The organism is Streptomyces sp. NPDC102360 (assembly GCF_044766085.1).
Taxonomy (GTDB): Bacteria; Actinomycetota; Actinomycetes; order Streptomycetales; family Streptomycetaceae; genus Streptomyces.
In genome coordinates this window covers 193,141-219,025 of sequence record NZ_JBIWLG010000007.1, presented here as the reverse complement: position 1 = coordinate 219,025, position 25,885 = coordinate 193,141, and the positions used below count along the sequence as shown (strand labels likewise).

21 protein-coding genes are annotated in these 25,885 nt (G+C 71.1%); 10 read left to right on the top strand and 11 right to left on the bottom strand.

Going from position 1 to position 25,885, the window contains the following annotated elements; all coding sequences use genetic code 11:
- The first annotated feature begins 100 nt into the window (after nt 1-100).
- The 3 genes from ACIRHA_RS26510 (at nt 101) to ACIRHA_RS26500 (ending at nt 6,217) form a co-directional block, all read left to right on the top strand.
- Nucleotides 101-2,869, top strand: coding sequence for a lysylphosphatidylglycerol synthase domain-containing protein (locus ACIRHA_RS26510; RefSeq protein WP_403850608.1), 2,769 nt, complete (start codon nt 101-103; stop codon nt 2,867-2,869).
- Between the two features lie 87 nt (nt 2,870-2,956).
- Nucleotides 2,957-4,501: an alpha/beta hydrolase gene (locus tag ACIRHA_RS26505; protein WP_403850605.1), complete on the top strand. Its 1,545-nt coding sequence runs from the start codon at nt 2,957-2,959 to the stop codon at nt 4,499-4,501.
- Between the two features lie 96 nt (nt 4,502-4,597).
- Complete coding sequence (locus tag ACIRHA_RS26500) at nt 4,598-6,217, top strand: alpha/beta hydrolase (protein ID WP_403850603.1); 1,620 nt, start codon at nt 4,598-4,600, stop codon at nt 6,215-6,217.
- Nucleotides 6,218-6,305: 88 nt separating this feature from the next.
- On the opposite strand, the gene moeZ is transcribed toward ACIRHA_RS26500, so the two are convergent.
- The 7 genes from moeZ to ACIRHA_RS26465 form a co-directional block, all read right to left on the bottom strand.
- Nucleotides 6,306-7,484: an adenylyltransferase/sulfurtransferase MoeZ gene (moeZ, locus tag ACIRHA_RS26495; protein WP_351333514.1), complete on the bottom strand. Its 1,179-nt coding sequence runs from the start codon at nt 7,482-7,484 to the stop codon at nt 6,306-6,308.
- Between the two features lie 63 nt (nt 7,485-7,547).
- Entirely contained in the window at nt 7,548-8,297 is a 750-nt protein-coding gene (locus tag ACIRHA_RS26490; protein ID WP_403850600.1) for a spherulation-specific family 4 protein, read from the bottom strand.
- Nucleotides 8,285-9,253 (bottom strand): NAD-dependent epimerase/dehydratase family protein, encoded by a 969-nt coding sequence (locus ACIRHA_RS26485; protein ID WP_403850598.1) that lies wholly within the window; start codon nt 9,251-9,253, stop codon nt 8,285-8,287. Before ACIRHA_RS26485 ends, ACIRHA_RS26490 begins: the two co-directional genes overlap by 13 nt.
- 310 nt (nt 9,254-9,563) lie before the next feature.
- Nucleotides 9,564-10,613 carry a hypothetical protein gene (locus ACIRHA_RS26480; RefSeq protein WP_403850595.1) on the bottom strand — a complete coding sequence of 350 codons (1,050 nt, stop codon included), beginning with the start codon at nt 10,611-10,613 and terminating at the stop codon, nt 9,564-9,566.
- A 710-nt stretch (nt 10,614-11,323) separates the two neighbouring features.
- Nucleotides 11,324-13,369, bottom strand: a complete 2,046-nt coding sequence (locus ACIRHA_RS26475; protein ID WP_403850592.1) for a DUF3492 domain-containing protein — start codon at nt 13,367-13,369, stop codon at nt 11,324-11,326.
- Between the two features lie 200 nt (nt 13,370-13,569).
- Nucleotides 13,570-14,514, bottom strand: coding sequence for a DUF3152 domain-containing protein (locus ACIRHA_RS26470; RefSeq protein WP_403850590.1), 945 nt, complete (start codon nt 14,512-14,514; stop codon nt 13,570-13,572).
- A gap of 641 nt (nt 14,515-15,155) precedes the next feature.
- A complete protein-coding gene (locus ACIRHA_RS26465; RefSeq protein ID WP_403850587.1) occupies nt 15,156-16,205 on the bottom strand; it encodes an alpha/beta fold hydrolase in 1,050 nt (349 codons plus the stop codon).
- Between the two features lie 209 nt (nt 16,206-16,414).
- Here ACIRHA_RS26465 and ACIRHA_RS26460 point away from each other — a divergent pair, with 209 nt between their 5' ends.
- From ACIRHA_RS26460 to ACIRHA_RS26445, 4 genes are all read left to right on the top strand, one after another.
- Nucleotides 16,415-16,636, top strand: a complete 222-nt coding sequence (locus tag ACIRHA_RS26460) for a hypothetical protein (protein WP_403850584.1) — start codon at nt 16,415-16,417, stop codon at nt 16,634-16,636.
- A 177-nt stretch (nt 16,637-16,813) separates the two neighbouring features.
- On the top strand, nt 16,814-17,455 hold the full coding sequence (locus ACIRHA_RS26455; protein WP_403850581.1) for a TetR/AcrR family transcriptional regulator: 642 nt from the start codon (nt 16,814-16,816) through the stop codon (nt 17,453-17,455).
- A 211-nt stretch (nt 17,456-17,666) separates the two neighbouring features.
- Complete coding sequence (locus tag ACIRHA_RS26450; protein ID WP_326013968.1) at nt 17,667-17,894, top strand: DUF3107 domain-containing protein; 228 nt, start codon at nt 17,667-17,669, stop codon at nt 17,892-17,894.
- Between the two features lie 185 nt (nt 17,895-18,079).
- Nucleotides 18,080-18,355 carry a hypothetical protein gene (locus tag ACIRHA_RS26445; protein ID WP_403850578.1) on the top strand — a complete coding sequence of 92 codons (276 nt, stop codon included), beginning with the start codon at nt 18,080-18,082 and terminating at the stop codon, nt 18,353-18,355.
- A gap of 79 nt (nt 18,356-18,434) precedes the next feature.
- Here the strand turns inward: ACIRHA_RS26445 and ACIRHA_RS26440 are convergent, their stop codons facing one another.
- The gene (locus ACIRHA_RS26440; RefSeq protein ID WP_403850575.1) at nt 18,435-19,190 is read right to left on the bottom strand and encodes a ferritin-like fold-containing protein; all 756 of its coding nucleotides are present in this window, start codon (nt 19,188-19,190) and stop codon (nt 18,435-18,437) included.
- A gap of 513 nt (nt 19,191-19,703) precedes the next feature.
- Here ACIRHA_RS26440 and ACIRHA_RS26435 point away from each other — a divergent pair.
- From ACIRHA_RS26435 to ACIRHA_RS26425, 3 genes are all read left to right on the top strand, one after another.
- Nucleotides 19,704-22,103 (top strand): DEAD/DEAH box helicase, encoded by a 2,400-nt coding sequence (locus ACIRHA_RS26435; RefSeq protein WP_403850573.1) that lies wholly within the window; start codon nt 19,704-19,706, stop codon nt 22,101-22,103.
- A gap of 81 nt (nt 22,104-22,184) precedes the next feature.
- Nucleotides 22,185-23,060 (top strand): alpha/beta fold hydrolase, encoded by an 876-nt coding sequence (locus tag ACIRHA_RS26430; protein WP_403850570.1) that lies wholly within the window; start codon nt 22,185-22,187, stop codon nt 23,058-23,060.
- A gap of 268 nt (nt 23,061-23,328) precedes the next feature.
- On the top strand, nt 23,329-23,481 hold the full coding sequence (locus ACIRHA_RS26425) for a hypothetical protein (RefSeq protein WP_306317966.1): 153 nt from the start codon (nt 23,329-23,331) through the stop codon (nt 23,479-23,481).
- Between the two features lie 77 nt (nt 23,482-23,558).
- Here the strand turns inward: ACIRHA_RS26425 and ACIRHA_RS26420 are convergent, their stop codons facing one another.
- The 3 genes from ACIRHA_RS26420 to ACIRHA_RS26410 form a co-directional block, all read right to left on the bottom strand.
- Complete coding sequence (locus ACIRHA_RS26420; protein ID WP_403850567.1) at nt 23,559-24,164, bottom strand: MarC family protein; 606 nt, start codon at nt 24,162-24,164, stop codon at nt 23,559-23,561.
- Nucleotides 24,165-24,222: 58 nt separating this feature from the next.
- Complete coding sequence (locus tag ACIRHA_RS26415; RefSeq protein WP_403850564.1) at nt 24,223-25,086, bottom strand: PHP domain-containing protein; 864 nt, start codon at nt 25,084-25,086, stop codon at nt 24,223-24,225.
- Between the two features lie 147 nt (nt 25,087-25,233).
- Nucleotides 25,234-25,872, bottom strand: coding sequence for a DUF6758 family protein (locus ACIRHA_RS26410; protein ID WP_403850562.1), 639 nt, complete (start codon nt 25,870-25,872; stop codon nt 25,234-25,236).
- Nucleotides 25,873-25,885 lie beyond the last annotated feature (13 nt).

The window sequence follows — 25,885 nt, the reverse complement described above, 5'->3', positions numbered from 1 at the left end:
CGCGGGCGGCGATGCCTGCCGAGTGCTGCCGCTTCCTCGAATGCACCCTGATGCCCCCCTATGACGGTGCGGCATGCCACCATCGTGCGGGCGGTGACTGGTGATACGAGATCAAGAAGAGACCACGGAGCAGCAGAACGTGCACCCCGACAAGGCGGAGGGCACCTCTGTGGCACCGGCGCGCCCTGACGAAGCGGCCGATCAGGCCCCCGAAGCGAAGCACGAGCAACCCTTGCACGACCCCGACTGTGCAGAGGGCGACGCGCACGCGGAGCAGGTCGACGGGGACGAACCGCTGCTCCCCGCGCGCGTGCACCGCCCCTCCGACCTCATGCGGCTCCTCGTCGGCGTGCTCGCCGTCGTCGTGATCATGGCGATCGCGGCGTTCGCGCACGGCACGACCTCGGGCTTCGCCCAGGACATCGACAAGGGCACAGGACAGGCACCCGACCTGCTGACCAAGTTCGCGGGTCTCGCGTCGAGCATCGCCATCCTGTTGGTGCCGGTCGCGTTCGCCATCGAGCGGCTCATCAAGCGCGACGGTCTGCGGATCGCCGACGGAGTGCTCGCCGCGGTCCTCGCGCACGGGGTGACGCTCGCGACGGACCTCTGGGTCGCCAAGGCCGCCCCGCAGTCCATCCAGGAAGCGCTCACCACGGTGTCGCCCGGCGACATCCACGCACTGACCGACCCGGTGCACGGCTACTTGGCGCCCGTCATCGCCTACATGACGGCCGTCGGCATGTCCCGGCGACCACGGTGGCGCGTCGTGCTGTGGGTGGTGCTGCTGCTCGACGCCTTCGCGATGCTCGTCACCGGCTATACGACACCGTTCTCGATCATCCTGACGGTCCTCATCGGCTGGACCGTCGCCTACGGAACGCTGTACGCCGTCGGCTCCCCGAACGTGCGCCCCACAGGGCAGACACTCCTCGCCGGCCTGCGCCACGTCGGCTTCCACCCGGTGAGCGCCTCGCGCGAGGAAGCCCATGAGGGCACCACGGAGAACGGCGACCGGGGGCGGCGCTACTTCGTCACCCTGGAGGACGGCCCACCGCTCGACGTCACCGTGGTGGACCGGGAGCAGCAGGCGCAGGGCTTCTTCTACCGCGTGTGGCGACGCCTGACGCTGCGCGGCATCACGCAGCGCCGCAGCCTCCAGTCGCTGCGCCAGGCCCTGGAACAGGAGGCACTGCTCGCCTATGCGGCGATCGCCGCCGGGGCGAACGCGCCGAAGCTGATCGCGACGTCCGAGCTCGGCCCCGATGCGGTCATGCTCGTCTACGAGCACGTCGGCGGCCGTTCCCTGGACTCGCTGCCGGACGCGGAGATCACCGACGAGCTGATGCGCGACACCTGGCACCAGGTCCAGGCGCTCCAGTCGCGGCGGATCGCGCATCGCAGGCTGGCCGGCGACGCGATTCTGGTGGATCGTTCCGGCACCGTCGTCCTCACGGATCTGCGCGGCGGCGAGATCGCCGCCGGCGACCTGGTGCTCCGCATGGACATCGCCCAGCTCCTGACGACGCTCGGCCTTCGGGCGGGCGCCGAGCGCACCGTCGCGTCCGCCGTGGAAGTCCTCGGCCCGGACACCATCGCCGACTGTCTGCCGCTGCTGCAGCCGATCGCGCTCACCCGCTCCACCAGGGCGACGCTGCGCAAGCTCGGACGTGAGCGTGCCCAGCGTGAGCGCGAGGCCGTCCTGGAGGCGTCCAGCAAGGCCAAGCAGGCACGCATCGAGGAGACCACCACCAGCGACACCGGCAAGGCGTCCGTACGCGCCGAGAAGAAGTCCGAGAAGGCGGAGCGGCAGGCCGAGAAGCGGGCCCTCGACGAGGCTCTGGAAGAGGCCCGCGAGGAGGATCTGCTGACCCAGATCCGCCACCAGGTGCTGCGCATCCGGCCCCAGGCGCCCGTCGAACCGGCACGCCTGGAGCGCATCAGGCCGCGCACGCTGATCAGCTTCATCGCCGGTGCGATCGGCGCGTACTTCCTGCTGTCGCAGCTCACCCACATCGACTTCGGGGCGATCGTGGGCGAGGCCGAATGGGGCTGGGTCGGCCTCGCGGTGCTGTTCTCCGCGCTCAGCTACGTAGCCGCCGCGATGAGCCTGCTCGGCTTCGTGCCGGAACGCGTCCCCTTCATGCGGGCCGTCGCGGCCCAGGTCGCCGGGTCCTTCGTGAAGATCGTGGCACCGGCGGCGGTCGGTGGAGTGGCGCTCAACACGCGCTTTCTGCAGCGTTCCGGGGTGCGTCCGGGACTCGCCGTGGCGAGTGTGGGCGCCTCGCAGCTGTTCGGCATGGGCAGCCACATCCTGCTGCTGCTGACCTTCGGTTACCTGACAGGGACGGAGAAGACGCCCTCCTTGTCGCCGTCCCGCACGGTCATCGCGGGCCTGCTGACCGTCGCTGTGCTCGTCCTTGTCATGACGTCGATTCCGTTCCTGCGGAAATTCGTCGTCACGCGCGTGCGCTCACTTTTCGCCGGGGTCGTGCCGCGCATGCTCGATGTGCTGCAGCGGCCGCGCAAGCTGCTCACCGGCATCGGCGGCATGCTGCTGCTGACCGCCTGCTTCGTGATGTGCCTGGACGCCTCGATCCGCGCCTTCGGGGACGAGACAACCACCACGATCAGCCTGGCCAGCGTCGCCGTGGTCTTCCTCGCCGGTAACGCGCTCGGCTCGGCCGCCCCGACCCCGGGTGGTGTGGGTGCCGTAGAGGCGACTCTGACGGTGGGTCTGATCGCGGTCGGCCTGCCCAAGGAGGTGGCAGCACCCGCGGTGCTGCTGTACCGGCTGCTCACCTTGTGGCTCCCCGTGCTCCCTGGGTGGCTGTTCTTCAACCACCTCACAAGAAAGGGCGCCCTCTAGGCGACTTGGACGTCCCGGACGGCAAGGACCTCACTCGCACAGCCCGTAGCCCGAGCGCCCGGGATCCGGCCGCCGCAGGATGGACGCATGCCCAATCCGTCCTGGTCCCGTACCGCTGCCCTGACCGTCGCCACTCTGCTGTCCGTATCGCTCGCGGCGTGCAGCGGCGGCACGGAGGACGATGCGGATCTTCCGTCCCAGGAGCTGGGCTGGAAGGACTGTCCCGCACCAGCGGAATCGCAAGGCGGCGGTGACGCGCCCTCCCCGCTCCCCGGCGGCGCCGAGTGGCAGTGCGCCACCATGAAGGCGCCACTCGACTGGGACAAGCCCAAGGGCAAGACGATCGACCTGGCGTTGATCCGCGCCAAGGCGAGCGGGAACGCGGACAAGCGGATCGGTTCGCTGATCTTCAACTTCGGCGGCCCCGGTGGCTCCGGGGTCACCACCCTCCCGGCCTTCGGCTCCGAGTACGCGAAGCTGCGCACCCGCTACGACCTCGTCAGCTTCGACCCGCGCGGAGTGGGCCGCAGCGCGGGCGTCACGTGCGAGGACGACAAACAGCTCGACGACTACTTCCAGCAGGACTCGACGCCGGACGACACCGCAGAACAGAAGAAACTCGTCGACAACATCCAGACGTTCAACGACACGTGCGAGAAGAACTCCGACAACGTCCTCCCCCACGTACGCACCACGGACGCGGCCCGCGACATGGATCTCATGCGCCAGGTCCTCGGCGACGACAGGCTGCACTACTTCGGTATCTCCTACGGCACCGAACTGGGCGGCGTCTATGCCCACTTGTTCCCCAAGAAGATGGGCCGCGCCGTGTTCGACGGCGTCGTCGACCCCACCCAGGATCCGGAGGAGGGGGCGCTCGGCCAGGCGAAGGGCTTCCAGCTCGCCCTCGACAACTACGCGAAGCACTGCACGTCCCAGGCCGAGGACTGTCCGGTCGGGGACACCCCGCAAGACGTCAAGACCAAGATCGCCAAGCTGCTCGACGAGCTGGAGGAGAAGCCGATCCCCGGCATCTTCCCGCGCGACCTCACACAGACCGCGGCGACCAACGGGGTCGCACAGGCCCTGTACTCGCAGGACTTCTGGGAGTACCTGACCGAGGGCCTCCAGCAGGCCTACAACGGGGACGGCAAGATCCTCATGGCGTTGTCCGACTCGATGAACGGGCGCAACGAGGACGGCAAGTACAGCAATATCCAGGCCGCCAACATCGCCATCAACTGCGCCGACGACAAGCCCCGCTACACGGCGCAGGACGTCGAGGCGAAGCTTCCGGAGTTCCGCAAGGCGTCCACGCTGTTCGGCGACTACCTGGGCTGGGGCATGCTCAACTGCTCCGGCTGGGCCGTCGACGGAGCCGCCGAGCACCCGGACGTCAGCGCGTCCGGCTCCGCCCCGATCGTCGTCGTCGGCAACACCGGCGACCCGGCCACCCCGTACGAGGGGGCGAAGAAGATGGTCGACGCGCTCGGCGAGGACGTGGGCGTCGAGTTGACGTACGACGGCCAGGGGCACGGAGCCTACGACAGCGGAAACAAGTGCGTGCACGGTGCCGTGAACACCTACCTCCTCAGCGGGAAGCCCCCGAACGAGGGAACGGTCTGCAAGTGATCTCAGAGTTGTCCACAGGCCGAACCGGATATCCGCGGGCGCTCCTACGATGGCTTGACTGTCTTTCGAACGGGGGCAGTTGAGGGGGGAGGTGCCATGGCGGCACAGGATTCGTGTGCGCCCGCGGGCGCACGCACACGCTCGGGAAATGGTGTCCGCTCGCTCGTGCTGGCCGCGGCCGTCGTACTGACGGCCGGGCTGGTCACGAGCTGCAGCGGCTCGGCCGAGCGCGCCGACGGAGGCGAGCCGAAGCCACCGTCGGCATCCGCCTCGCGCCCTGCCGACGCGGCTCCGGGCGACGGCTCCCCCGCCCTCCCCTCGTCACTCACCGGCCAGCGGCTCGACTGGGGGCGGTGCCGTGCGCACGCGGACTCGCCCGCGCCCGGCTCCGACTGGCAGTGCGCGACACTCAAGGCACCACTCGACCATGCCGAGCCGACCGGGCCCACGATCGACCTCGCTCTCATCCGTACCAGGGCTCGGGGCGACCGGAGTGAGCGGATCGGGTCCCTGCTGTTCAACTTCGGCGGCCCCGGCGGCTCCGGAGTCGATCTGCTGCCGGCCTTCGCCCCGCAGTACGCGAAGCTGCGTGAGCGCTACGACCTGGTGAGCTTCGATCCGCGCGGCGTCTCGGAAAGCCGCGGGCTCCGCTGCCGGAGCGACAAGCAGATGCAGGCGGCCGAGTCCATCGACCTCACCCCGGACACCAAAGCCGAGGAGACGGCGTATCTGCAGGATGCCGCCTCGTTCGGCAAGGGCTGCAGCAAGCAGGCCGGCGCACTGCTCGCCCATGTGTCGACCGCCGAGGCCGCACGCGACATGGATCTGATGCGTCAGGTCCTCGGCGACAAGAAGCTGCACTATATGGGCGTCTCCTACGGCACCGAACTGGGCGGAATCTACGCCCACTTGTTCCCCGGGAAGACCGGCCGACTCACCTTGGATGCCGTGGTCGATCCGACCGCGGGACGTGTCGGGCAGGCCGAGAATCAGGCCCGCGGATTCCAGCGGGCCCTCGACAACTACTTCAGGTCACGCGGCAAGGACCCCCGGGAGGGTACGCGCGAGGTCGCCGCGCTCCTCAAGAAGCTCGACGCGAATCCTCTCCCCGCCCCGGGCGGCCGCGAGTTGAACGAGTCGCTCGCGACGACCGGCATCGCGGTCACCCTGTACAGCAAGAACAGCTGGCCCGCACTGACGCGCGGCCTGCGGGACGCGGAGCGGGGCGACGGCACCGCCCTGCTCGCGCTCGCCGACTCGTACAACGACCGTACCGCGAGCGGCCGTTACGGCACGGCGAGTCACTCGCAGCGGGCGATCTCCTGCCTCGACGACAAGGTGCGTCCCACGGTGCGGGAGACAAAGGAGCGGCTCGGTAAGTTCCGGGAACTCTCGCCCGTGTTCGGGCCGTACATGGGCTGGGACACGGCGGGTTGGTGTCACGACTGGCCGGTCCCGGGCCAGTGGGACGATCCGGATGTGAGCGCGCGGGGCGCGGCGCCGATTCTCATCGTGGGCAACACCGGCGATCCGGCGACACCTTACGAAGGAGCGCGCCGCATGGCCGACGAGTTGGGCGCGGGCGTCGGCGTCGAGCTGACGTGGAAGGGCGAAGGACACGGGGCGTACGGCTCGGGCAGCGCCTGCGTGGACTCAGCGGTCGACGCGTATCTCCTGGAGGGGCGAATACCGCGCGACGGCAAGGTGTGCTCCTGACGGCGAGCGTCCGCCCCGATACGGCGGACGGGCCTCGCGCACTGTGCGCGAGGCCCGTCCGATCAGCTCACAGCGACCGAGTCGAGGTTCAGTAGACCGGCTTGTCCGGCTCGATCTGGTTGACCCAGCCGATGACGCCGCCGCCGACGTGCACGGCATCCGAGAAGCCCGCGGACTTCAGCACGGCGAGAACTTCCGCACTGCGGACACCCGTCTTGCAATGCAAGACGATCTTCTTGTCCTGCGGCATGCTCTCCAGAGCCGTGCCCATGAGGAACTCGTTCTTCGGGATCAGCTTGGCGCCCGGGATGGAGACGATCTCGTACTCGTTCGGCTCGCGAACGTCGATGATCTCGATCTTCTCGTCGCCGTCGATCCACTCCTTGAGCTGCTTGGGAGTGATCGTGGAACCGGCGGCAGCCTCCTGCGCCTCATCGGACACGACGCCGCAGAAGGCCTCGTAGTCGATGAGCTCGGTGACCGTCGCGTTCGGGCCGCAGACCGCGCAGTCGGGGTCCTTGCGGACCTTGACCTGGCGGTACTGCATCTCGAGGGCGTCGTAGATCATCAGGCGGCCGACCAGCGGGTCACCCACGCCGGCCAGGACCTTGATCGCCTCGGTGACCTGGATGGAGCCGATGGACGCGCACAGCACGCCCAGGACACCGCCCTCGGCGCAGGAGGGGACCATGCCGGGGGGCGGGGGCTCCGGGTACAGGCAGCGGTAGCACGGCCCGTGCTCGGACCAGAAGACCGAGGCCTGGCCGTCGAAGCGGTAGATGGAACCCCACACGTAGGGCTTGTTGAGCAGCACGCACGCGTCGTTGACGAGGTAGCGCGTCGCGAAGTTGTCCGTGCCGTCGACGATCAGGTCGTACTGGCTGAAGATGTCCATCACGTTCTCGGCTTCGAGCCGCTCTTCGTGGAGGATCACGTTCACGTACGGGTTGATGCCGAGGACCGAGTCCTTCGCGGACTCCGCCTTGGACCGGCCGATGTCGGCCTGGCTGTGGATGATCTGGCGCTGCAGGTTCGACTCGTCGACCTCGTCGAACTCCACGATGCCGAGCGTGCCCACGCCGGCGGCGGCCAGGTACATGAGGGCCGGCGAGCCAAGGCCACCGGCGCCCACACAGAGCACCTTGGCGTTCTTCAGCCGCTTCTGCCCGTCCATCCCGACATCCGGGATGATCAGGTGGCGGGAGTACCTGCGGACCTCGTCTACGGTGAGCTCAGCAGCTGGCTCGACCAGGGGTGGCAGCGACACGGGGACTCCGTTGGTCGGTATCTACGTACGGTTGTTCCGTCTGTAACACTGCCACGCCCCCCTTCATTCCGAGACACCGCGTCCGATGCGCGAGACGATTTCGTCCCAGTAGCCGGGCATCCCCTCCCAGGGGTCGGTCGCGCCACCCCGGTCCGTGTGATCCGTGAAGTAGATGGTGCCCGCACCCTGCCAGCGCGCGATGCGCAGCGCCTCCTCGAGGTGACCGAGCGGCATGCCGTGGACGAAGTGGCAGAACCGCTCGTGCGGATAGTCGGCGGTCCACTCGGCGACCTGGGACCAGCGGTAGTCGCTCCAGGGGCCCGAAAAAGTCACCAACTGGTCGGCGCTCTCGGCATATCCGGGGTACGGGTGGGTCCCGTGGTTGAACACGATGTGCGCGTCGTCGACGAGGGCGCGCAGGGTCGTGGTGGCGCGCCGGACCTCGGGGAGCGCGGCCCGCTCGGTGGGGCAGCGGTCGAAGTAGAAGCCGTCCACCTGGTACCAGTCGAGGAAGCGGTGGGCGTCGGAGACCAGTTCACCGAAGGCGCGGGCGCCATGGGTCAGGTCCAAGTGACCAAGGACACGCACCCCGGCCTGTCGGAGCCGCCCCGCCGCCTCCAGGCAGTGCTGGTCGGGGCGGGCTCCCGGGCCATTGGCCACATTCAGAACAACCCAGTGCAAAGGCGTTGCGGGACGAGTGAGTTCGGCCCACTCCGCGGGTGCGACGAGGGGGTGCGCGAAACCGGGGATGCCGAAGCCGAGTCGTACGTCGGTGCTCGACAGGCCGGTCGCGGTCGGGGTCAGATACGGCATGCCGCCTCCATCCAGATGTCGGCGAGGGACTCTTCGAGGTTGATGCGGGGACGCCAGCCGAGCCGGTCGCGGGCCGTACGCACGTCGGCCTGCTGCCAACTGCCGCAGCCGTCGGGGTACGGGTACGCGCTCGGCCCGGGGGGCATCCCGTGGTCTGATTCGGTGCGGGGGTGGCCGACGGATGTCCGCATCCCGACGACGGGGCCGTCGAGTTCGTGGAGGGATCCGCCGAAGCCGGCGACGCGGGCGAGCACGGCGGCGGCGTCACGCAGTCGCACGGCGCGGCCCGAGCCGATGTTGATGACGCCCTGCGCGGCGGAGAGCGATGCGGCGTGCACGGCGCGCGCCACATCTCGTACGTCGATGAAGTCGCGCTGTGCGCCGAGACCGCCCAGCTTCAGTTCGCCGTCGCCGGCCTGCATCGCGCGGCGCATCGCCTCGGCGAGCCGGCCGAGCGGGGAGCCGGCCGGGGTGCCGGGCCCCGCGGGCGAGAAGACGCGCAGGACGACGGCGTCGAGGCCGGATCCCAGGACGAGTTCGGTGGCGGCGAGCTTGCTGACGCCGTACGGGCCGCCAGGGCGGGGCACCGCGTCCTCCGCGGTGGACGAGCCGGGCTGCGAGGGCCCGTACTCGGCGCCGCAGCCGATCTGCACGAGGCGGGCGCCGCAGCCGCTGCGCCGAAGGGCCTCGCAGACGGTGGCGACGGCGACGGTGTTGTGCCGGGTGAGCTCGCGGGCGCCACCACGGGTGGCGCCGGCGCAGTTGATGACCACTCCGGGGTGGACGGCGTCCAGGAAGCGGGTGAGTGCGCCAGGGCTGCCGGTGGCGAGGTCGAAGCGGACGTCGGCGTCGTCGCCCCGCCCGAGCGTGGTCAGCTGCACGGCGGGGTCGGCCAGCAGGCGGTCGGTGACGAAGCGGCCCAGATACCCGTTGGCTCCGATCAGCAGAACCCTCATCGGGTGCCTCCCAGGCGTCGCGCTCCGGTCCCTCGGAGCGCTCCGAGGGCGCCGCGCACTCCGCGCGCCGCGCGCGGGGCGCACCGGTCGTGGGTTCCGCGCTGCCCGTGAGGTCCGGAGTATCCGGCGTATCCGGCGCCTCCGGGAGGAGGGGTGGTCATCTGGCGTTCTCCTTATGAGGGTTGCCCTGGGTCTTCGGGTGGGCCCGCGGTGTCGGCCCCGCGGGCCCGGGGTGGTCCTGGTCATCCGGCGAGTGCCGGCCGTGGTGGCACGGTGTGCTCCACGGAGGCGGCGATGCCGCGGGTGGCGGTCATGGCGCCCAGCCGATCGGGGCCTCCGCGTTCGCGTGGGCGGAGGCCCGGGTCAGGGTGCGGGTGGCGTGCACGAGGAGGACAAGGGCGGCGACGGCGCAGGCGGCCGTCGGCACGACGCCCGTACCGACCGCGTCGACCGCGGTCTCGACGGGCACGCCCAGGACGTCGCAGCCGGGCAGCCGTGCGGCGAAGACCGTGGCGACGGCCAGGACTTCGGCGGCGACGGCGGCGCCCAGCGCGACAGCGGGGGCGTGCGTACGGCGGTGCGCGGCGAGGAGGCGGGCGAGCAGCAGCAGTACGCCCAGGGCGCCCGCTCCGGCGTAGTCCACCTTCTCGTCGAGTACGGCCCCGGCCAGCACGAGGAGCGCGACGAGGGCGAGGGCGAACAGGGCCACGGACCCGAGGAGCAACGGGCGTACGGATGCGGCGAATTCGGCGAGCCCGCGGCTCGCGGCGAGGCGGCGGCGCGCTCCGCCCGAGAAGAGTTGGGCGCACCAGGTGGCCGGCGCGACGGCGACGGCGAGCGCGACCAGTGGCGCGGCCGCGGGGGCCCAGGGCTCGTCGGGACCGCCCGCGAGCGCGGCGTCGAGGAGGCCGTCGCCGAGGAGGGCGTACGCGAGCAGCCAGCAGGACCACAGCCGGGCCGAGGGGGCGGAGAGGCCGTCGATCGCACGCAGCGGCCCGCGGCGCAGCGTCGCGCGCAGGGCGACGAGGGTGGCGAGCACGCCGGCGAGCCCGATGGCCAGGCGTGCGGTGCCCGCAGTGGCGTGCACGCCGAACAGCGTGAGCACGCAGACGGCCCCCGGCAGCAGCGCGAGCCCCGCCCACAGGCCGCGCACGCCGGCGGCGGGACCGGCGGCCTCCACGACGGGCTCCTGCGGGTCGCCGTCCCTCGACGCACGGGCGTACATCTCCTCGGCGAGCGAGAACACGTCCTTGTGGCGGAAGCGGGCGGCGGTCCTGTCGGTGACGCCGTGGGCCTCGAGACCAGCGGCGATCTCCAGCGGATCGACGGCCCGCTCGCACAGTTCACGGTGCCGGTGCATCAGCCCCTTGACCGGGTCGGCACCGGACCGGCGGTGGCCGGAGCGGAGGGCGGCGCCGCGGGGATCGGCGCCGCGGAGGTCGGCGCCGCGGAGGTCGGCGCCGCGAGGACCGACGATCCGCGCGACATCGGCACGGTGGGCGGCCTCCGTACGGGATTCGTCATCGGAACCACTGATGTCGGCACCGCCGCGCTCGATGCCGCGCGACTCAACGTCACGCGCCTCAACGTCACGGGACTCAACGTCACAGGGCTCGACTTCGCTCCGCCCGATCTCACCGGGCTCGACGTCACGCGGCTCCGCATCACGATCACGAGGCCCATTGCCAAAGAACTCCGCGACACCCGCACCGGCACTGGCACCGGCTCCGTCGCCGGCCTCGGCGTCCGCGCGGCCGCGGGCATCGTCCCCGGCTTCCAGGACGGGCGACCGCCACGCAGTGGGATCACGCAGCAACCCCATATCCAGGTCCTCCAGATCCTCCAGGTCAGCCAGGTCAGCCAGGTCCTCCAGGTCAGCCCGTTCCGTGGAGGCCGGGTCGCCGTCCACCTCGCGGCCGACGCCTCCATCGCCGCGCGCGCCCAGTGCCTCCGCCGACCCGGCGCCCCAAGCTCCGGCGCTCACCGGTACTCGGGGCGCATCGGCGTCGCCCCCGGTATCGGTGTCGTCGAACGCGGCACGCTCACTCGTGCGTTCGCTGATACGCCCGGTCATCCGTCCGCCTTCCCGCAGCCCTGCGTCATCCCTGCCAACTGCTCCCGCGCACCGCCACCGGCTCCCCAACTGGTCCCGGCGGCCCCGCCCGAGCGTCCGGCCAGCCATGCGCCGCCCCGGTCACCCGAGCTCTGCGTGGTCCAGCGGCCCGGCACATGGGCCTCCGGCGGGTAGGCGAACGGCAAGGGGGCGCCCGCGTCGTCGACAACATCCCGGCGCACCGGGCAGCGCGAGACGATCTCCAGGTAAATGCTGTGAAATGCCGTGATGTTCTGTTCGACGGTGAACAGCTCCAGGGCGCGCGCCCGTGCCGCCGCACCGAGCCGTTCGCGCCGTGCAGGGTCGCGCAGCAGCGCCACACAGGCCTCGGCGAGCGCGCGCGGGTTGCGCGGCGGCACCACGAGCCCCGTGCCGCCGATCACTTCGACGACCGCGCCCGCGTCCGTGGACACCGTCGCGCGCCCGCAGAACATGGCTTCGACCAGACTGACCGGGAAACCTTCGACGACGCTGGACAGGACGACGACGCCGCAGGAGCCGTAGACATCGGCGAGGTCGGGGGCCTCGGGGGCGCCCAGCTCCTCGAAGGAGACGGGGTTCTCGCCCACGGCGTGGATGCCTTCCGCCTCGTCCGGGAAGAGCTGCGCGGCGAGGGCTTTGCAGTGCCCGAGATACAGCGCGGCCTCACGGTCGGGCGCGAGATCCGAGGCGTCCGCTCCGGTCCCCGGAACGGACCCCGCCTCCGGCACCCCCACGATGCGCAGCCGGGCCTTCGGCTCTTCCTTGCGGATCTCGGAGAACGCGTGCAGCAGGGAGATCAGGTCCTTGGAGGGGTCGATGCGCCCGACCCAGACGAGGGTGTCCGGATCGCCCGGCCCTTCCCGCTCGCCCACGTCGGCGAAGTGGCCGGCCTCCATGCCGGGGTGGATGGTGCGCAGCTTGGCGCGGTCGGCGCCGCACCGCTCCTGCCAGCGCCGCGCGTGCGCGTTTCCGGGGGTGATCACGGCGGCCTGCCGGTAGACCTCGGCTGCGAGCCGACCGTGGAAGGCGGCGAGGAGCGCGCGCACCGGCGCGCTCAACTCGGCGTCGCCCGCGGCGATGTACCGGGCCCTGAGCTGCACCCCGTACTCCGTGACGAGCAGCGGCACCCCGTAGAAGCGCTTGGCGATCAGGCCGGGCAGGGCGGCCGCGCCGCCGGATGCCGCGTGGCAGAGGTCGACGGACGCGAGCCCGCCCCCTCCGTACAGCCCCGTGGAGAAGCTTGACGACGAAGAGGAAGACGAAGCCGCAGAAGACGCAGTAGACGCAGTAGACGCAGACGCAAAAGAACCCGAGGACGTCCCCGACGGCGAAGCCGAAGCCCCCGCCTCCTCCTCCGACACCGAACCCGATGCCGCACCAGAGGCCGAACCCGATGCTGCGCCCGCCGAGTGGCCGGAGGCGTCGAAACCGGACCCGTCCTCGTACCAGTCCAGCGACAGCGGCCGCAGTTCACGCTCCACGTGCGCGGCGAAGGAGAGCAGATCGGGCACGCGGGCCGCGCGCACGGCTCGGAGCGCGCCGGGCGCACGGCAGGCGCGCTCCAGGATGCGTACAGCGGCCTCGGAACGCAGGGAGACGCCAAGGCCGCCCTCGTCGCGGGCGAGTTCGGCAAGCCCGTACAGCGCGTTGGCGAAACGGTCCGCCTCGCTCGGCCTCATGTCATCCGACGCCATGCCGTCCGACGTCGCGTCGGCCGACACCACGGCCTCGACCAGCTCCCGGTACAACGCGGCGAACCGGCGCCGGGCCCGCCGCCCGAACGCGCCGTCGCGCGCGCCGCTCTCGCTCCAGGCTCCCGCCGACCACATCGGCGCGGTGCGCACGCGCATGACCTGAGGCGGCAGTTCGAGCCACCCCGCGTCCTCCTGCTCCTGGCTGGTGGAGAGCGCGTAGATGTCGAACTCGTGCTGCTCGAGCCCGCGCACAAGCCGGTCGCACCAGAGTCTGGCCTCACCGTTCACATACGGGTAACCACCCTCGGTAAGCAGTCCGATGCGCACGCGTACACCCCCGATCTCCCGTACAGGGAGCCGCCGTTGGGTTGGCGGCTCGCAGCGGGACGAACGTATGCGGACATGCCGGTGGCGTGATGGACGGTTGTCCATCACGCCACCAAAAGGGGTGAACGGGCGTAACTTTCCCGCACGCGCGACGTTTGGTCGCGCTAAGAGATCAGACGGCTACAGTCAGCTACGTAGCGTCAACCCTTGGGATAGACCCACGGGTTGGGCTTGCACGTGATCCCGTCCGATGTCAGGAACTTGGTCTGCTGCTGCATGACCGGCGCGAGCGAGCCGTCCTGCGAGCAGCTCACGTGGTTGAAGCCGAGCCGGTGCCCGACCTCGTGGTTGATGAGCATCTGCCGGTACGGGTGGATGGCGGTGTCGCCGAGCACGTCGTCGTACGTCTTCGAGCCCTGGGCCCACCGGTACGCGTTGATCATCACGCGGTCGGTGGCCGCGGAGTCGCACGACACGTTGTCCTCCGTCGTGTCGAGGCCCGACTTCGCGCACCAGTCGGCCGTCGTGCCCGGGCTCGCGAGCGTGATCACGAAGTCCGGCTTCCCGGAGGAGACCCGTTCGAAGGTGCGGGCGCCGTCGTGGGCCCAACTCCGCTTGTCGTTCAGGGTCTTCTGCACGGCCTGGGAGAACAGTGACCCGTCGAGACCGAGCCCCTTCTCCACGTCGACGCGGTAGCGGAATTTCTGCCCGCTGCCCGGCGCCTTGTCGAATCCGGGGATCGTCGCGAACGAACCGGATGCCTTCAGATCCGTCGCGAGCGGGTACTTCTTGGCCATCTTCTGCCCGTACGTCGCCGGGGCGGGCTTCCCGGTCTCCTTCGGGACGGCCCGCTGGTCCGTGCGCGAGGCGGAGCCGCCGCCCGGGCGACCGCCCTCGGCGGCCTGCGCCCGCGCGTCACTCGCGGAGGCGCCGTCCCTGTCGGCGACCTGGCCCGCGACGACGACGGCGAGCACGGTGGTGACGGCCGCGGCCGCGATGCCCGTGAAGGTCATGCCCCTGCCGCGCTTCTCACGCCCGCCGCCGGCTTCGACCGACGCCTCGTCCTCCGGCGGCACCGGCGGCTCGGCATCCCACTCGGCCACGCGCGCGTACGGGTCCGCCCCCGCGGGGACGTTGGGACTCACAGAGGTGTCGAAACCAGCAGAGGCGTTGGAACCCGCAAGGGCGCCGAAACCCGCAGAGGTATCGCCGCCCGCAGGGGCGTCGAACGCGTCGATGTAGTCCTGCCGCGGGTGCCTCCGAACCGGCGCACCCTGACTCGGTGCGCCCTGAACCGGCGCGGCCTGATCCGCTGCCTGCTGGTCCGATGCACCCTGGCTCGGCGCACGCTGGTCCGGCGCACCCTGACCCGGCGCACGCTGGTCCGGCGCGCCCTGACCCGGTCGCTCCCGCCGGGGCCGCGGCCCCGGCAGCGCTGAATCGGCGGGGACCGTCACACCGTGTTCGGGGCCGCGTGCCGACGCGACGGGGCCCGCGACACGCGGCACGGACGCACCCCAGCCGCCGCCCGACTCCCGCGACTCGGGGTGGCCGCCACGCACCGGCCCGGCCCCCGGACGCGCGGACGCGTGCCCCGAGAAGGGCGGCCGGCCGGCCGCCGACGGCGGGACCGGCGCGGGCGGTGCCTCGGCGGGCCCCCTTCGCCTGCGCCCGGTGCCCACGCCCCGCCCCGACGGGGCATGCGTCTCGGTCTCCACCTGTACGTCGACGGCGTCCTCCTCGCCGTCTGCCGATCCTCGGCGGCTATGCCGTCCCACAGGCCGCCTCAGCTCCCCAATGTCGTGTGGTCGTCGGTGCCGGACCTATCACTCGCGGCGTCACCGACACTACTGGCGCTCCCGCGCCTCTTGTCCAACGCTTCGGTGTCGGCGAGGAGTTCCCGGAACGCCGTCGCGACCGTCCGCGGGTACTCCATCATCGCGACATGCCCCGCGTCCGGGAGCGTGAGCAGCCTCGAGTCCCGGAACGCACGGGCCGCGCGGGCCGCCATCCGGTACGAGACCAGCAGGTCACGCCCTCCGTATATGAGCTGCGTCGGCGCGAGCACGCGCTCGGCCTGTCGCCAGAGACCGTGCTGCCCACCGAGTGTGTACGCGTTCACGACACCGCGCGCGGAGCGGGCCATAGCGTCCCAGAAGTACGGCAGTTGGAGCCGCCGCTCCATTTCCTCGACGGCCACCCTGAAGCCTTCGGGCGTGACCCGGTTCGGGTCTCCGTAACAAAGGGCCATGACGCCCCGCACCCGCTGCTCCGGAGTCCACTCCTTCGTCAGGCGCGTGAAGAGCGGGGCGACGCCGGGCACCGCGAGCAGGCCGGTCGGCAGGGCCGTGCGCTGCACCCGGATCTCCGGCAGCGCGGGCGACACCAGCGTCAGCGTGCGGACGAGATCGGGTCGCACGGCGGCCACGCGCGTGGCGACGGCTCCGCCCAGCGAGTTCCCGAAGAGATGCACGGGGCCGCGCCCCTGGGCGTCGAGATAGCGGATGACCGCGCGCGCGTGCCCGGTCACCGAGTAGTCGCTGTCGTCCGGTGGCGGCGAATCGCCGAACCCCGGCAGGTCGACCGCCTCCCCGTCGACGACGTCCTCGAGCAGCGGCATCAGCGCCGACCAGTTCTGCGAGGAACCGCCGAGCCCGTGCACGTACAGCGCGGGCGGCAGCCCCTCGTGCGCTCCGGGACGGGACCGGACCGACAACGTCAGCCCGGGGAGCCCGACCGATCGCACGCGCTCCCCCTCGGCGACCTCGACGGCGCCCGGCGTGGGCGTCGCGGCGGCGATGACGGCAGGCACGCGCGGCGACTCGGTCGAAGACATGCGACATATGTTACGAGACGATCACACAGTGGATCGCGTGTTCGCCGTCACAGATCCACAACGCGGCATGGCCAGGCGGGTTCGCCCAGAAGACAGCCGCGGCACTCTAGAGATCCCCGAAAGGCCGCATCGCGCCCCGATCGGGTGTCTCCTACCCTCGATATCAGGGCACCCGTCCACGCACGGACAGGTGAGGAAGGGAGCCACCGATGACGGTCGACCCGAGCGACCCCGAGACCTTCGCGGATCAGCGCCCCGCCGAAGAAGCGGGCATGGAGACCCCCGAGGCCGACACCGCGGAGCAGCACACGGACCTCGCGCCCCAGCAGGACGACGAGCCCGACACGCAGGCCGACCCGGACACCGCGAACGAGGCGGACCGGGCGGAGCAGGCCCGCGTCGTCGCGATCGACGAGGACGACTACCGGTGACCGGTGCGCCACGATCCACCCATTTGTGACCACAGATGTGACCTCGGGCTCACTACATGCGGTTTTCACAGAAGTCCGGTCCGTGAAATTCTGCGCTCGCACCGCGCACATCAGGGTTACTCAAAAGTACGATGGCGTCGCGGCGCACACCGCACACGGACAATCTTGGGAGGCGGCGTGACAGCCATCGAGCAGACGGAGGCAGCGCGCCCCAAGGGCACACGCCTGCCGCGCCGTGCCCGTCGCAATCAACTTCTGGGCGCGGCCCAGGAGGTTTTCGTCGCGCAGGGGTACCACGCGGCCGCGATGGACGACATCGCCGAGCGGGCCGGCGTGAGCAAGCCGGTGCTCTACCAGCACTTTCCCGGCAAGCTCGAGCTCTACCTGGCGCTGCTCGACCAGCACTGCGAGTCCTTGCTGCAGTCGGTCCGTACGGCGCTCGCCTCCACGACGGACAACAAGCAGCGCGTCGCGGCGACCATGGACGCGTACTTCGCGTACGTGGAGGACGAGGGCGGCGCGTTCCGGCTCGTCTTCGAGTCGGACCTGACGAACGAGCCGGCGGTGCGCGAGCGCGTCGACCGGGTCAGCCTGCAGTGCGCAGAGGCCATTTCGGATGTGATCGCGGAGGACACGGGCCTGTCCAAGGACGAGTCGATGCTGCTCGCGACGGGCCTCGGCGGCGTCTCGCAGGTCGTCGCGCGCTACTGGCTGTCCAGCTCGAGCCCGGTCGAGCGCGACACCGCGGTGCAACTGCTGACGTCGCTCGCCTGGCGCGGCATCGCAGGCTTCCCGCTGCACGGCACAGAGCAACACTGAGCGCGCGCCCGCCGGGTACGCGCCCGCGCGCACGCGGCTAGGGCCTGACCCAAACGACAGGCCCTAGGCCCCACGGCTCACTTTGTTCCCGTCCGGCTGTTCGCTCTTGGCGTGCAGCCGTGACGCCGGGACTCTCGCCTGGCCGGGCTAATCTGTGCTGGGTACAGCGCGGTCTTCCGCGCACATCACGGATCGTCGGAGGGACAAGGCCGTGGAGGTCAAGATCGGCGTGCTGCACACGCCCCGCGAGATCGTTCTGGAGAGCGACCAGTCCGCCGAGGAGGTCGAGAGCGCGGTGTCCGCGGCGCTGTCCGGCAAGTCCCAGCTCCTCTCTCTGAAGGACGAGAAGGGCCGCAAGGTTCTGGTCCCCGCCGAGCGCCTCGCCTATGTCGAGCTCGGCGAGCCGTCGGCGCGGAAGGTGGGCTTCGGCCCGCTGTAGAGCCTCCCGGAAGGGACGCGCGGACAGTACGTGAAAGGCCTGATGGCGCAGCTGCCATCAGGCCTTTTGCATGTTCACAGCGAGCGCACAGCCGATCCTCGCGCGGAGGGTTGCACCCGGGAGGCCAGGGGTAGACCGGCTACGTCCGAAGTGCACCAACCGGCCGCGCGGGAGGTATCCGCACCATGCTTCTCGAAGCTCTCGGCTCCGTACTGCTCGGCATGGCACTCGCCCTCGGGGCGGGCCATCGACTGCCGCACCGGCTGCCGTCACGCACGCTCGTGCTGCCGACCGGCGTCGCGGGCGCCCTCTTCGGGGCGTTCGTCACCCACAGCGCGCTGGGTCCTGGCCATGCGATCGCCACGCTCGTGGGCGCGGTCGCGATGTCCGTCGCCCTGCTCTCGCTGCTGCTGCGTCCCACCCGGGGCAGAGCGCGGCAGCAGCTGACTCCGTACGCGTAGACGAAGCAGAGGCAGAAGAACCAAAGAATCAGAACGCGTCGTCAGCGCGTCACCAGACGGCAAGGCGGCAAGCGCGCCGTCAGGCGGCGAGCCCGAGCGCCGCCATCCGCTTGGTGTGCGCCTCGGTGATCCGCGAGAACATCTTGCCGACCTCGGCGAGGTCGAAGCCGTCGGCCACGCCTCCGACCAGCATCGTCGACAGCGCGTCCCGGTCCGCGACCACCCGCTGCGACTGCGAGAGCGCCTCCCCCATGAGCCGCCGCGCCCACAGGGCGAGCCGGCCGCCCACGCGGGGGTCGGCGTCGATCGCGGCGCGCACCTTCTCCACGGCGAACGACGCGTGGCCGGTGTCGTCGAGCACGGCGAGGACGAGCGAGCGGGTGTCCGAGTCGAGGCGGGCCGCGACCTCCCGGTAGAAGTCCGACGCGATCGCGTCGCCGACGTACGCCTTGACCAGGCCCTCCAGCCAGTCCGACGGGGCGGTCTGGCGGTGGAAGCCGTCGAGGGCGCCGACGAACGGGTCCATCGCGTCGGTCGGCTCGACGCCGATCGCCGAGAGCCGGTCGCGCAACTGCTCGAAGTGGTGGAACTCGGCGGACGCCATCTTGGCCAGCTCCGCCTTGTCCGCCAGCGTCGGCGCCAGCTTCGCGTCCTCGGCGAGCCGCTCGAACGCCGCCAGCTCTCCGTAGGCGAGCGCGCCCAGCAGGTCGACAACGGCGGCGCGGTAGTTCTCGTCCACGGCGGCGGTGGCCCAGTCCTGGGCGGCGATACCGGTGAGCGCGGGGGTTTCTTCGGCGGTCGGCGTGGCGTTGTCAGGCGTCTCCATGAAGCGCACAATAGCCCGCTCTCCCTGTCGCGGAAGTCCCTGGTCAATGAGTGTGACGACGGCTACGTGACCCATTCGGCCATCGCACATGCGCGAATCCGGGGTATGGTGGTAAAGAGCCCGCCGAGTGCAAGGCGCCTCCAAGGTGCTTGTGCGCACTTCGGACGGGGCTCATGAATGAGGATGCCCGGTCGGAGGCCCGATCGGCTCCGACCCGACAGCCCTCCGGGTCGTACGTCACAAGGCGTACGGATCTGAGGAGGGGCCCTCAGCGGCACGAGCGCTCGAGCGTCGGCAGTGGTCCCGCGCCATCCGGTCCACCCGATCCCCGCAGACCGCGGCTCGAGTCCGGTGTACCGACCGGCACGGTCACGACCCCCGCGTTCGCCTCGCGCCGCACCTCACAGAGTAGGCAACACCCTGACTACGCAGACTTCGACGTTCCGCCAGCTCGGCATTCTCTCCGAGACGGCAGAGGCCCTTGAGGCCGTCGGCATCATCAACCCTTTCCCCATCCAGGAGATGACCCTCCCCGTCGCCCTCTCGGGCTCGGACGTCATCGGCCAGGCCAAGACCGGCACGGGCAAGACCCTCGGTTTCGGCCTTCCGCTCCTGGAGCGCGTCACCGTCCCCGCGGACGTCGAGTCCGGCCGGGCCAAGCCCGAGCAGCTGACCGAAGCGCCGCAGGCCCTCGTCGTCGTGCCGACGCGCGAGCTGTGCCAGCAGGTGACCAATGACCTCCTGACCGCCGGCAAGGTGCGCAATGTGCGCGTCCTCGCCATATATGGCGGTCGTGCGTACGAGCCCCAGGTCGAGGCCCTCAAGAAGGGCGTCGACGTCGTCGTCGGTACGCCCGGCCGGCTGCTCGACCTGGCCGGCCAGAAGAAGCTGAACCTCTCGCACGTGAAGGCGCTCGTCCTCGACGAGGCCGACGAGATGCTCGACCTGGGCTTCCTGCCCGACGTCGAGAAGATCATCAACCACCTTCCGGCGAAGCGTCAGACCATGCTGTTCTCGGCGACCATGCCGGGCGCCGTCATCGGCCTGGCCCGCCGCTACATGTCGCAGCCCACGCACATCCGTGCCACCTCGCCGGACGACGAGGGCGCGACCGTGCGCAACACCGCGCAGCACGTGTACCGCGCGCACAACATGGACAAGCCCGAGATGGTCTCGCGCATCCTGCAGGCCGAGGGCCGCGGGCTCACGATGGTCTTCTGCCGTACGAAGCGCACGGCCGCGGACATCGCCGACCAGCTCAAGCGGCGCGGCTTCGCCTCCGGCGCGGTCCACGGCGACCTGGGCCAGGGCGCCCGTGAGCAGGCGCTGCGCGCGTTCCGCAACGGCAAGGTGGACGTCCTCGTCTGCACCGACGTCGCCGCGCGCGGCATCGACGTGGACGACGTGACGCACGTCATCAACTACCAGTCCCCCGAGGACGAGAAGACCTACTTGCACCGCATCGGCCGCACCGGCCGCGCGGGCAAGAAGGGCATCGCGATCACGCTGGTCGACTGGGACGACATCCCGCGCTGGCAGCTGATCAACAAGGCTCTCGAGCTGGACTTCAACGACCCGGTCGAGACCTACTCCTCCTCGCCGCACCTCTACGAGGAGATGAACATCCCGGCGGGCACCAAGGGCGTGCTTCCGCGCTCGGAGCGTACGCGCGCCGGGCTCGACGCCGAGGAGGTCGAGGACCTGGGCGAGACCGGTGGCCGCGGGGCCTCGTCCCCGCGCGGCGGCCGTGGTGGCCGGGGTGACCGCGACCGTGACCGTGACCGCGGTCGGGACCGCGAGCAGCGCGAAGAGCGCGAGCGCCCGGCGCGAGCGCCGCGCCGCCGTCGCCGGATGCGCGGTGGCGAGCCGGTCGGCGCCGGGGAGGCCACGGCCGCACCCGCCTCCGCTTCCGCACCCGCACCGGCTCCCGTGGAGGAGTCCGCCGAGCCGCGGACGCCGCGTCGTCGCCGCCGCACGCGTGGTGGCGCAGGCGCGCCGTCGGTCGCGCCGGTGGCGCCCGCCGCCGAGGCGGTCGTCGAGACGGTCGAGGCGGAGATCCCCGCCCAGCCGCGTCGTCGCACGCGCAAGAAGGCCGAGGCCGTCGTCGAGACCGTGGAGGCCGTGCCGGCGGCCGCGGAGCCGGAGCAGGCCGAGCCGAAGGCGAAGCCCGCGCGCACCCGCAGCAAGAAGGCGGAAGCCGCGGTCGACACCGCAGAGGCCACTGAGGCCGTCGAGGCCAAGCCCGCCACGCGGACCCGTACGCGCAAGAAGGCAGAGGCCGCGGTCGACACGGCCGAGACCACCGAGGTCGCCGAGACCAAGCCCGCCGCGCGCACCCGCACCCGCAAGAAGGCCGAGCCCGCCGTCGACACCGCCGAAGCGGCCGAGGCGACCGAGGTAAAGCCGCGTCGCACGCGCAAGAAGGCGGAGGCCGTCGTCGACACCGTCGAGGCCACCGAGGCGAAGCCGGCGCGTACGCGCAAGAAGGCCGAGCCCGTCGCCGAGGCGGCGGACGCGAACGACGCGAAGCCGACCCGCACGCGTACACGCAAGAAGGCGGAGGCCGCGGTCGACACCGCAGAGGCCACTGAGGCCGTCGAGGCCAAGCCCGCCACGCGCGCCCGCACCCGCAAGAAGGCCGAGCCCATCGTCGACACCGCCGAAGCGGCCGAGGCGACCGAGGTAAAGCCGCGCCGTACGCGCAAGAAGGCGGAGGCCGTCGTCGACACCGCGGAGGCCGCCGAGGCCAAGCCCGCCGCGCGCACCCGCACCCGCAAGAAGGCCGAGCCCGCCGTCGACACCGTCGAGGCCGCCGAGGCGAAGCCCGCCGCGCGGACCCGTAAGAAGGCCGAGCCCGTCGCCGACGGCGCCGAGGCGAAGCCGCGTCGTACGCGCAAGAAGGTCGAGGCCTCCGAGGCCTGATCGGTCCACGGCGAAAGGCCCGGATCCCGCTGCTGCGGGGTCCGGGCCTTCGTTGTCAGTGGCTGCGCGTAATCTCGGCACATGAGCAGGCCCGCGACCTTCACCCCGCCGCCCGGCACCCGTGCGCACCGCCTCCGCACCGCCCGTGGCGACTTCGCCGCGCTCACCGGCGAGCCGTCCGAGGGCCCGGTCCGTGGCACCGCTCTGCTGCTGCCCGGATTCACGGGGAGCAAGGAGGACTTCATCGAGCTGCACGCCCCGTTGAGCGCGGCCGGTTACCGGACCGTCGCCGTGGACGGCCGTGGGCAGTACGAGTCGGAGGGCCCGAAGGACGACGAACGGCCTTACGGGCAGCGCGAGTTGGCGCGTGACGTGCTCGCGCAGGTGGCAGCGCTCCAGGCCGACGAGGGGACCGGCCGGGTGCATCTGCTCGGCCACTCGCTCGGCGGGCTCGTCGCGCGCTCGGCGGTCATCGAGGACCCCGCCCCGTTCGCCTCGCTCACGTTGATGTCCTCGGGCCCGGCCGCCGTCGCGCAGCCCCAGCAGGAGCGCGCCAAGCTGCTCCAGGACGCCCTCGCCGCGCTGGACATGGGCCAGGTCTGGGAGGCCCTCCGGGGCCTGGACGCGCCCGAGGACGCCGCCGACCTCCGCGGTGACGGCGAGGATCTGCGCCGCCGCTGGATGCGGAACAGCCCGGCCCAGCTCATCGCCACGGCGGGGCAGCTGCGCACGGAGCCGGACCGGGTCGACGAGCTCGCCGCGCTCGGCCTCGCGATACATGTGCTGTCGGGCGAGCGGGACGACACCTGGCCGGTGCCGCTCCTCGACGCCATGGCGGCGCGCCTCGGTGCGGAGCGCACCGTCGTGGCCGGGGCCGAGCACTCCCCCAATACCGACCGGCCGGGGGCCACGGCCGACGCCCTCGCCGCGTTCTGGGACCGGCATCCGGCGGCGTAGACCAGCGCCCGGCAGCGCGGAACGGCACCTCACGGGCCTCTCGCGGCACTGCTGACGCACGAGTAATTAGCCGATCGAAAAATTTCCTTAGCGTAGGGAATGTTTGCAGCGGGCAACTCGTTGTACCCCTTGGAACGCGCGGCACCGCTGCCGCGCAATTCACTCTTAACGGCCGGGCAACCGCCCGGCCGTACGGCGGGAGCAAGCTGAGAAGCCCCCGCACCAGTAGTTCTCCTCCAGGAGGATCACCAGACGAAGGGAGAAGCCCATGCGCTTCGAAATCATGCGACTCGACGATGTCGACGGCACCGCCGTGGACAGCACCGTCGTGGACGCCGCCTCCGTCAACCGGATCGTTCAGCAGGCCGCCGCCATCGGGCAGCGCCTCTACATCCGCCCGGCAGAGTCGTCCGCCTCGTAACGGCGTAAGCGACTCACACACGTCGAAAGCCCCCGTACGCACGATGCGCACGGGGGCTTCGTTGTGGTCCAGCGGGGTCAGGAGCCCTGGATCACCTGCGTCACGCCGTTGATGATCTGCTGCACCGCGATCGCGGAGAGCATCATGCCCGCGAGCCGGGTCACCAGGACCACGCCGCCGTCCTTGATGACGCGGATGATCACCAGCGAGTAGCGCATCACCAGCCACAGCACCACGTGGATGGCGATGATCGCGGACCAGACCGAGAGCTGACCGCCCACACCGTCCGCGTGCTGCACGGCGAGGATGACGGAGACGATCGCACCGGGCCCCGCGAGCAGCGGCATGCCGAGCGGCACGAGGGCGACGTTCACGTCCTTGGTCTGCTTGGGCTCGTCCGTCTTGCCGGTCAGCAGATCGAGCGCGATCAGGAGCAGCAACAGACCGCCCGCGATCATCAGGGCCGGGACGGAGACGTGCAGATAGGCCAGGATCTGGTTGCCCAGGACGCCGAACACGGCGATGACGCCGAAGGCGACGCAGACCGCCTGGAAGGCCATGCGCTTCTGGACCTTGGCGGGGCGGCCCGCGGTGAGGGCGAGGAAGATCGGGGTGATTCCGGGGGGATCCATAATCACAAAAAGCGTGAGAAAAAGGGATCCGAAGACGGCAACGTCGAACACGGTGGGGTGCCTTGCGAGAGTGGTGCGGAAGGGTGGATCGAGGTGAGCGCGGGGCGCGTCAGGCGTCGCGTCCGCCGGCGCCCGGCACCGGGAAGGCGCCCGTGGCGCGCCGCGTGATCTCCCCGTAGACCTCGGGGTCGGTGGTGTACTCGCCGAGCACGCACGTCTTGCGGCTGCCGTGGTAGTCCGAGGACCCGGTGGTCAGCAGGCCGACGTCGGCGGCGAGACCGCGCAGGCGTTCGCGGGTCGCGGCGTCGTGGTCCATGTGGTCGACCTCTATGCCGTCGAGCCCGGCCTCCGCCAGCTTCGCGATCGCCGACTCGGGCACGGTGCGGCCGCGCTTGACGGCGGCGGGATGCGCGAACACGGTGACGCCGCCGGCGGCCTTGACGAGCCGGATCGCCTCAAAGGGGTCGGTCTCGTGCTTCGCGACGTACGCGCGCCCGCCGTCGGCGAGCCATTCGCCGGTAAAGGCGTCCGAGACCGTCGGTACGACGCCGAGCTCGACCAGCGCCGAGGCGACGTGCGGGCGGCCGACCGAACCGTCGCCCGCGATCCGGGCGACGTGCTCCCAGGTGACGGGGACGCCGAGTTCGTTGAGCTTGGCGATCATGCCCTTGGCGCGCGGCACCCGGTCGTCGCGTACCAGCTCGCGCTCGGCGAGCAGAGCCGGCTCCTCGGGATCGAAGAGGTACGCCAGCATGTGCATGCCCACGCCGTCGAGGCGGCAGGAGAGCTCGGCGCCGGTGACGAGGGTGAGCCCCTCGGGCAGGGCCGCGGAGGCCTCGGCGTGTCCGCGCGTCGTGTCGTGATCGGTGAGCGCGACGACGTCCAGACCGGACGCGGCGGCGTTCCGTACGAGTTCGGCCGGGCTGTCAGTGCCGTCGGAGGCGGTGGAGTGGGTGTGCAGATCGATGCGCACGGCTGCGTACTCCAGGCTCGACGGGGTGAGGGACTGACGGACTGACGACTGACGGGGACCGCTCAAGGATAACGGGGATTCCAGCAGCACCGTCACCACCGAACCAAGCCCTGACCCCTTACCGCACCGACACGGCGACGCGACCGCTCAACCGAGAATGCGCGGCGACAGCGCCCCGCACGGCAGCAGGTCCACCTCGGCCCCCGCGTCCCGCAGGTCCGTGAGCACCAGCTCGTCGTACATCAGCATCCCCGTCTGCTCCGGCCAGACGACCGCCCACAGCCACAGGCCGCGCGCCTCACCGGCGAAGACCGCCCGGTCGTCCGGTGCGCCGGAGACATGCCACATCGGAGTGGGCCGGCCCGCCGCGAGCACCTTGGCCTGCGGCGGCCCCGAGACCTCCATGTACGGACCGGGGTCGGGCCCGTCGATCCCCGCGTAGCGCGCGCCGAGTCCGACACCCAGCTCCTCGGCGACGAGCACCAGTTCACCGGGGCCGCCGAGCGGCCCGGGGCCCGAGCAGGCGACGGCGGTGGCACGGCCGCCGTGACGTTCGTCCCCCGCGTTGGCCACGCCGGTGAACAGCCAGCCGACGGGCAGCGGCCAGGGCATCCAGACCGGCACCTGTGCGCGCCGCACCACAACGCTGAGCGCCTCGACGCTGGGCGGGATCACGGGCTGCATCGGGTGCACGGTCCCGTGCACATCACACTGCCAGGAGTCGGCAAAGAGTCCGGGAGCCCTGACCCGGCCACCACACTTCGGGCAACTGGGTTCGCCCCTCATAGAGCCCCACGGT

Bases quoted from the DNA above. Each gene is read 5' to 3' on its own strand.
- ACIRHA_RS26435 (WP_403850573.1), top strand. From the start codon at position 19,704: ATGACCCTCCCCGTCGCCCTCTCGGGCTCGGACGTCATCGGCCAGGCC.
- ACIRHA_RS26490 (WP_403850600.1), bottom strand. From the start codon at position 8,297: ATGCCGTATCTGACCCCGACCGCGACCGGCCTGTCGAGCACCGACGTA.
- ACIRHA_RS26460 (WP_403850584.1), top strand. From the start codon at position 16,415: ATGACGGTCGACCCGAGCGACCCCGAGACCTTCGCGGATCAGCGCCCC.
- ACIRHA_RS26480 (WP_403850595.1), bottom strand. From the start codon at position 10,613: ATGCACCGGCACCGTGAACTGTGCGAGCGGGCCGTCGATCCGCTGGAG.
- ACIRHA_RS26410 (WP_403850562.1), bottom strand. From the start codon at position 25,872: ATGAGGGGCGAACCCAGTTGCCCGAAGTGTGGTGGCCGGGTCAGGGCT.
- ACIRHA_RS26465 (WP_403850587.1), bottom strand. From the start codon at position 16,205: ATGTCTTCGACCGAGTCGCCGCGCGTGCCTGCCGTCATCGCCGCCGCG.
- ACIRHA_RS26430 (WP_403850570.1), top strand. From the start codon at position 22,185: ATGAGCAGGCCCGCGACCTTCACCCCGCCGCCCGGCACCCGTGCGCAC.
- ACIRHA_RS26500 (WP_403850603.1), top strand. From the start codon at position 4,598: ATGGCGGCACAGGATTCGTGTGCGCCCGCGGGCGCACGCACACGCTCG.
- ACIRHA_RS26425 (WP_306317966.1), top strand. From the start codon at position 23,329: ATGCGCTTCGAAATCATGCGACTCGACGATGTCGACGGCACCGCCGTG.
- ACIRHA_RS26485 (WP_403850598.1), bottom strand. From the start codon at position 9,253: ATGAGGGTTCTGCTGATCGGAGCCAACGGGTATCTGGGCCGCTTCGTC.
- ACIRHA_RS26445 (WP_403850578.1), top strand. From the start codon at position 18,080: ATGCTTCTCGAAGCTCTCGGCTCCGTACTGCTCGGCATGGCACTCGCC.
- ACIRHA_RS26505 (WP_403850605.1), top strand. From the start codon at position 2,957: ATGCCCAATCCGTCCTGGTCCCGTACCGCTGCCCTGACCGTCGCCACT.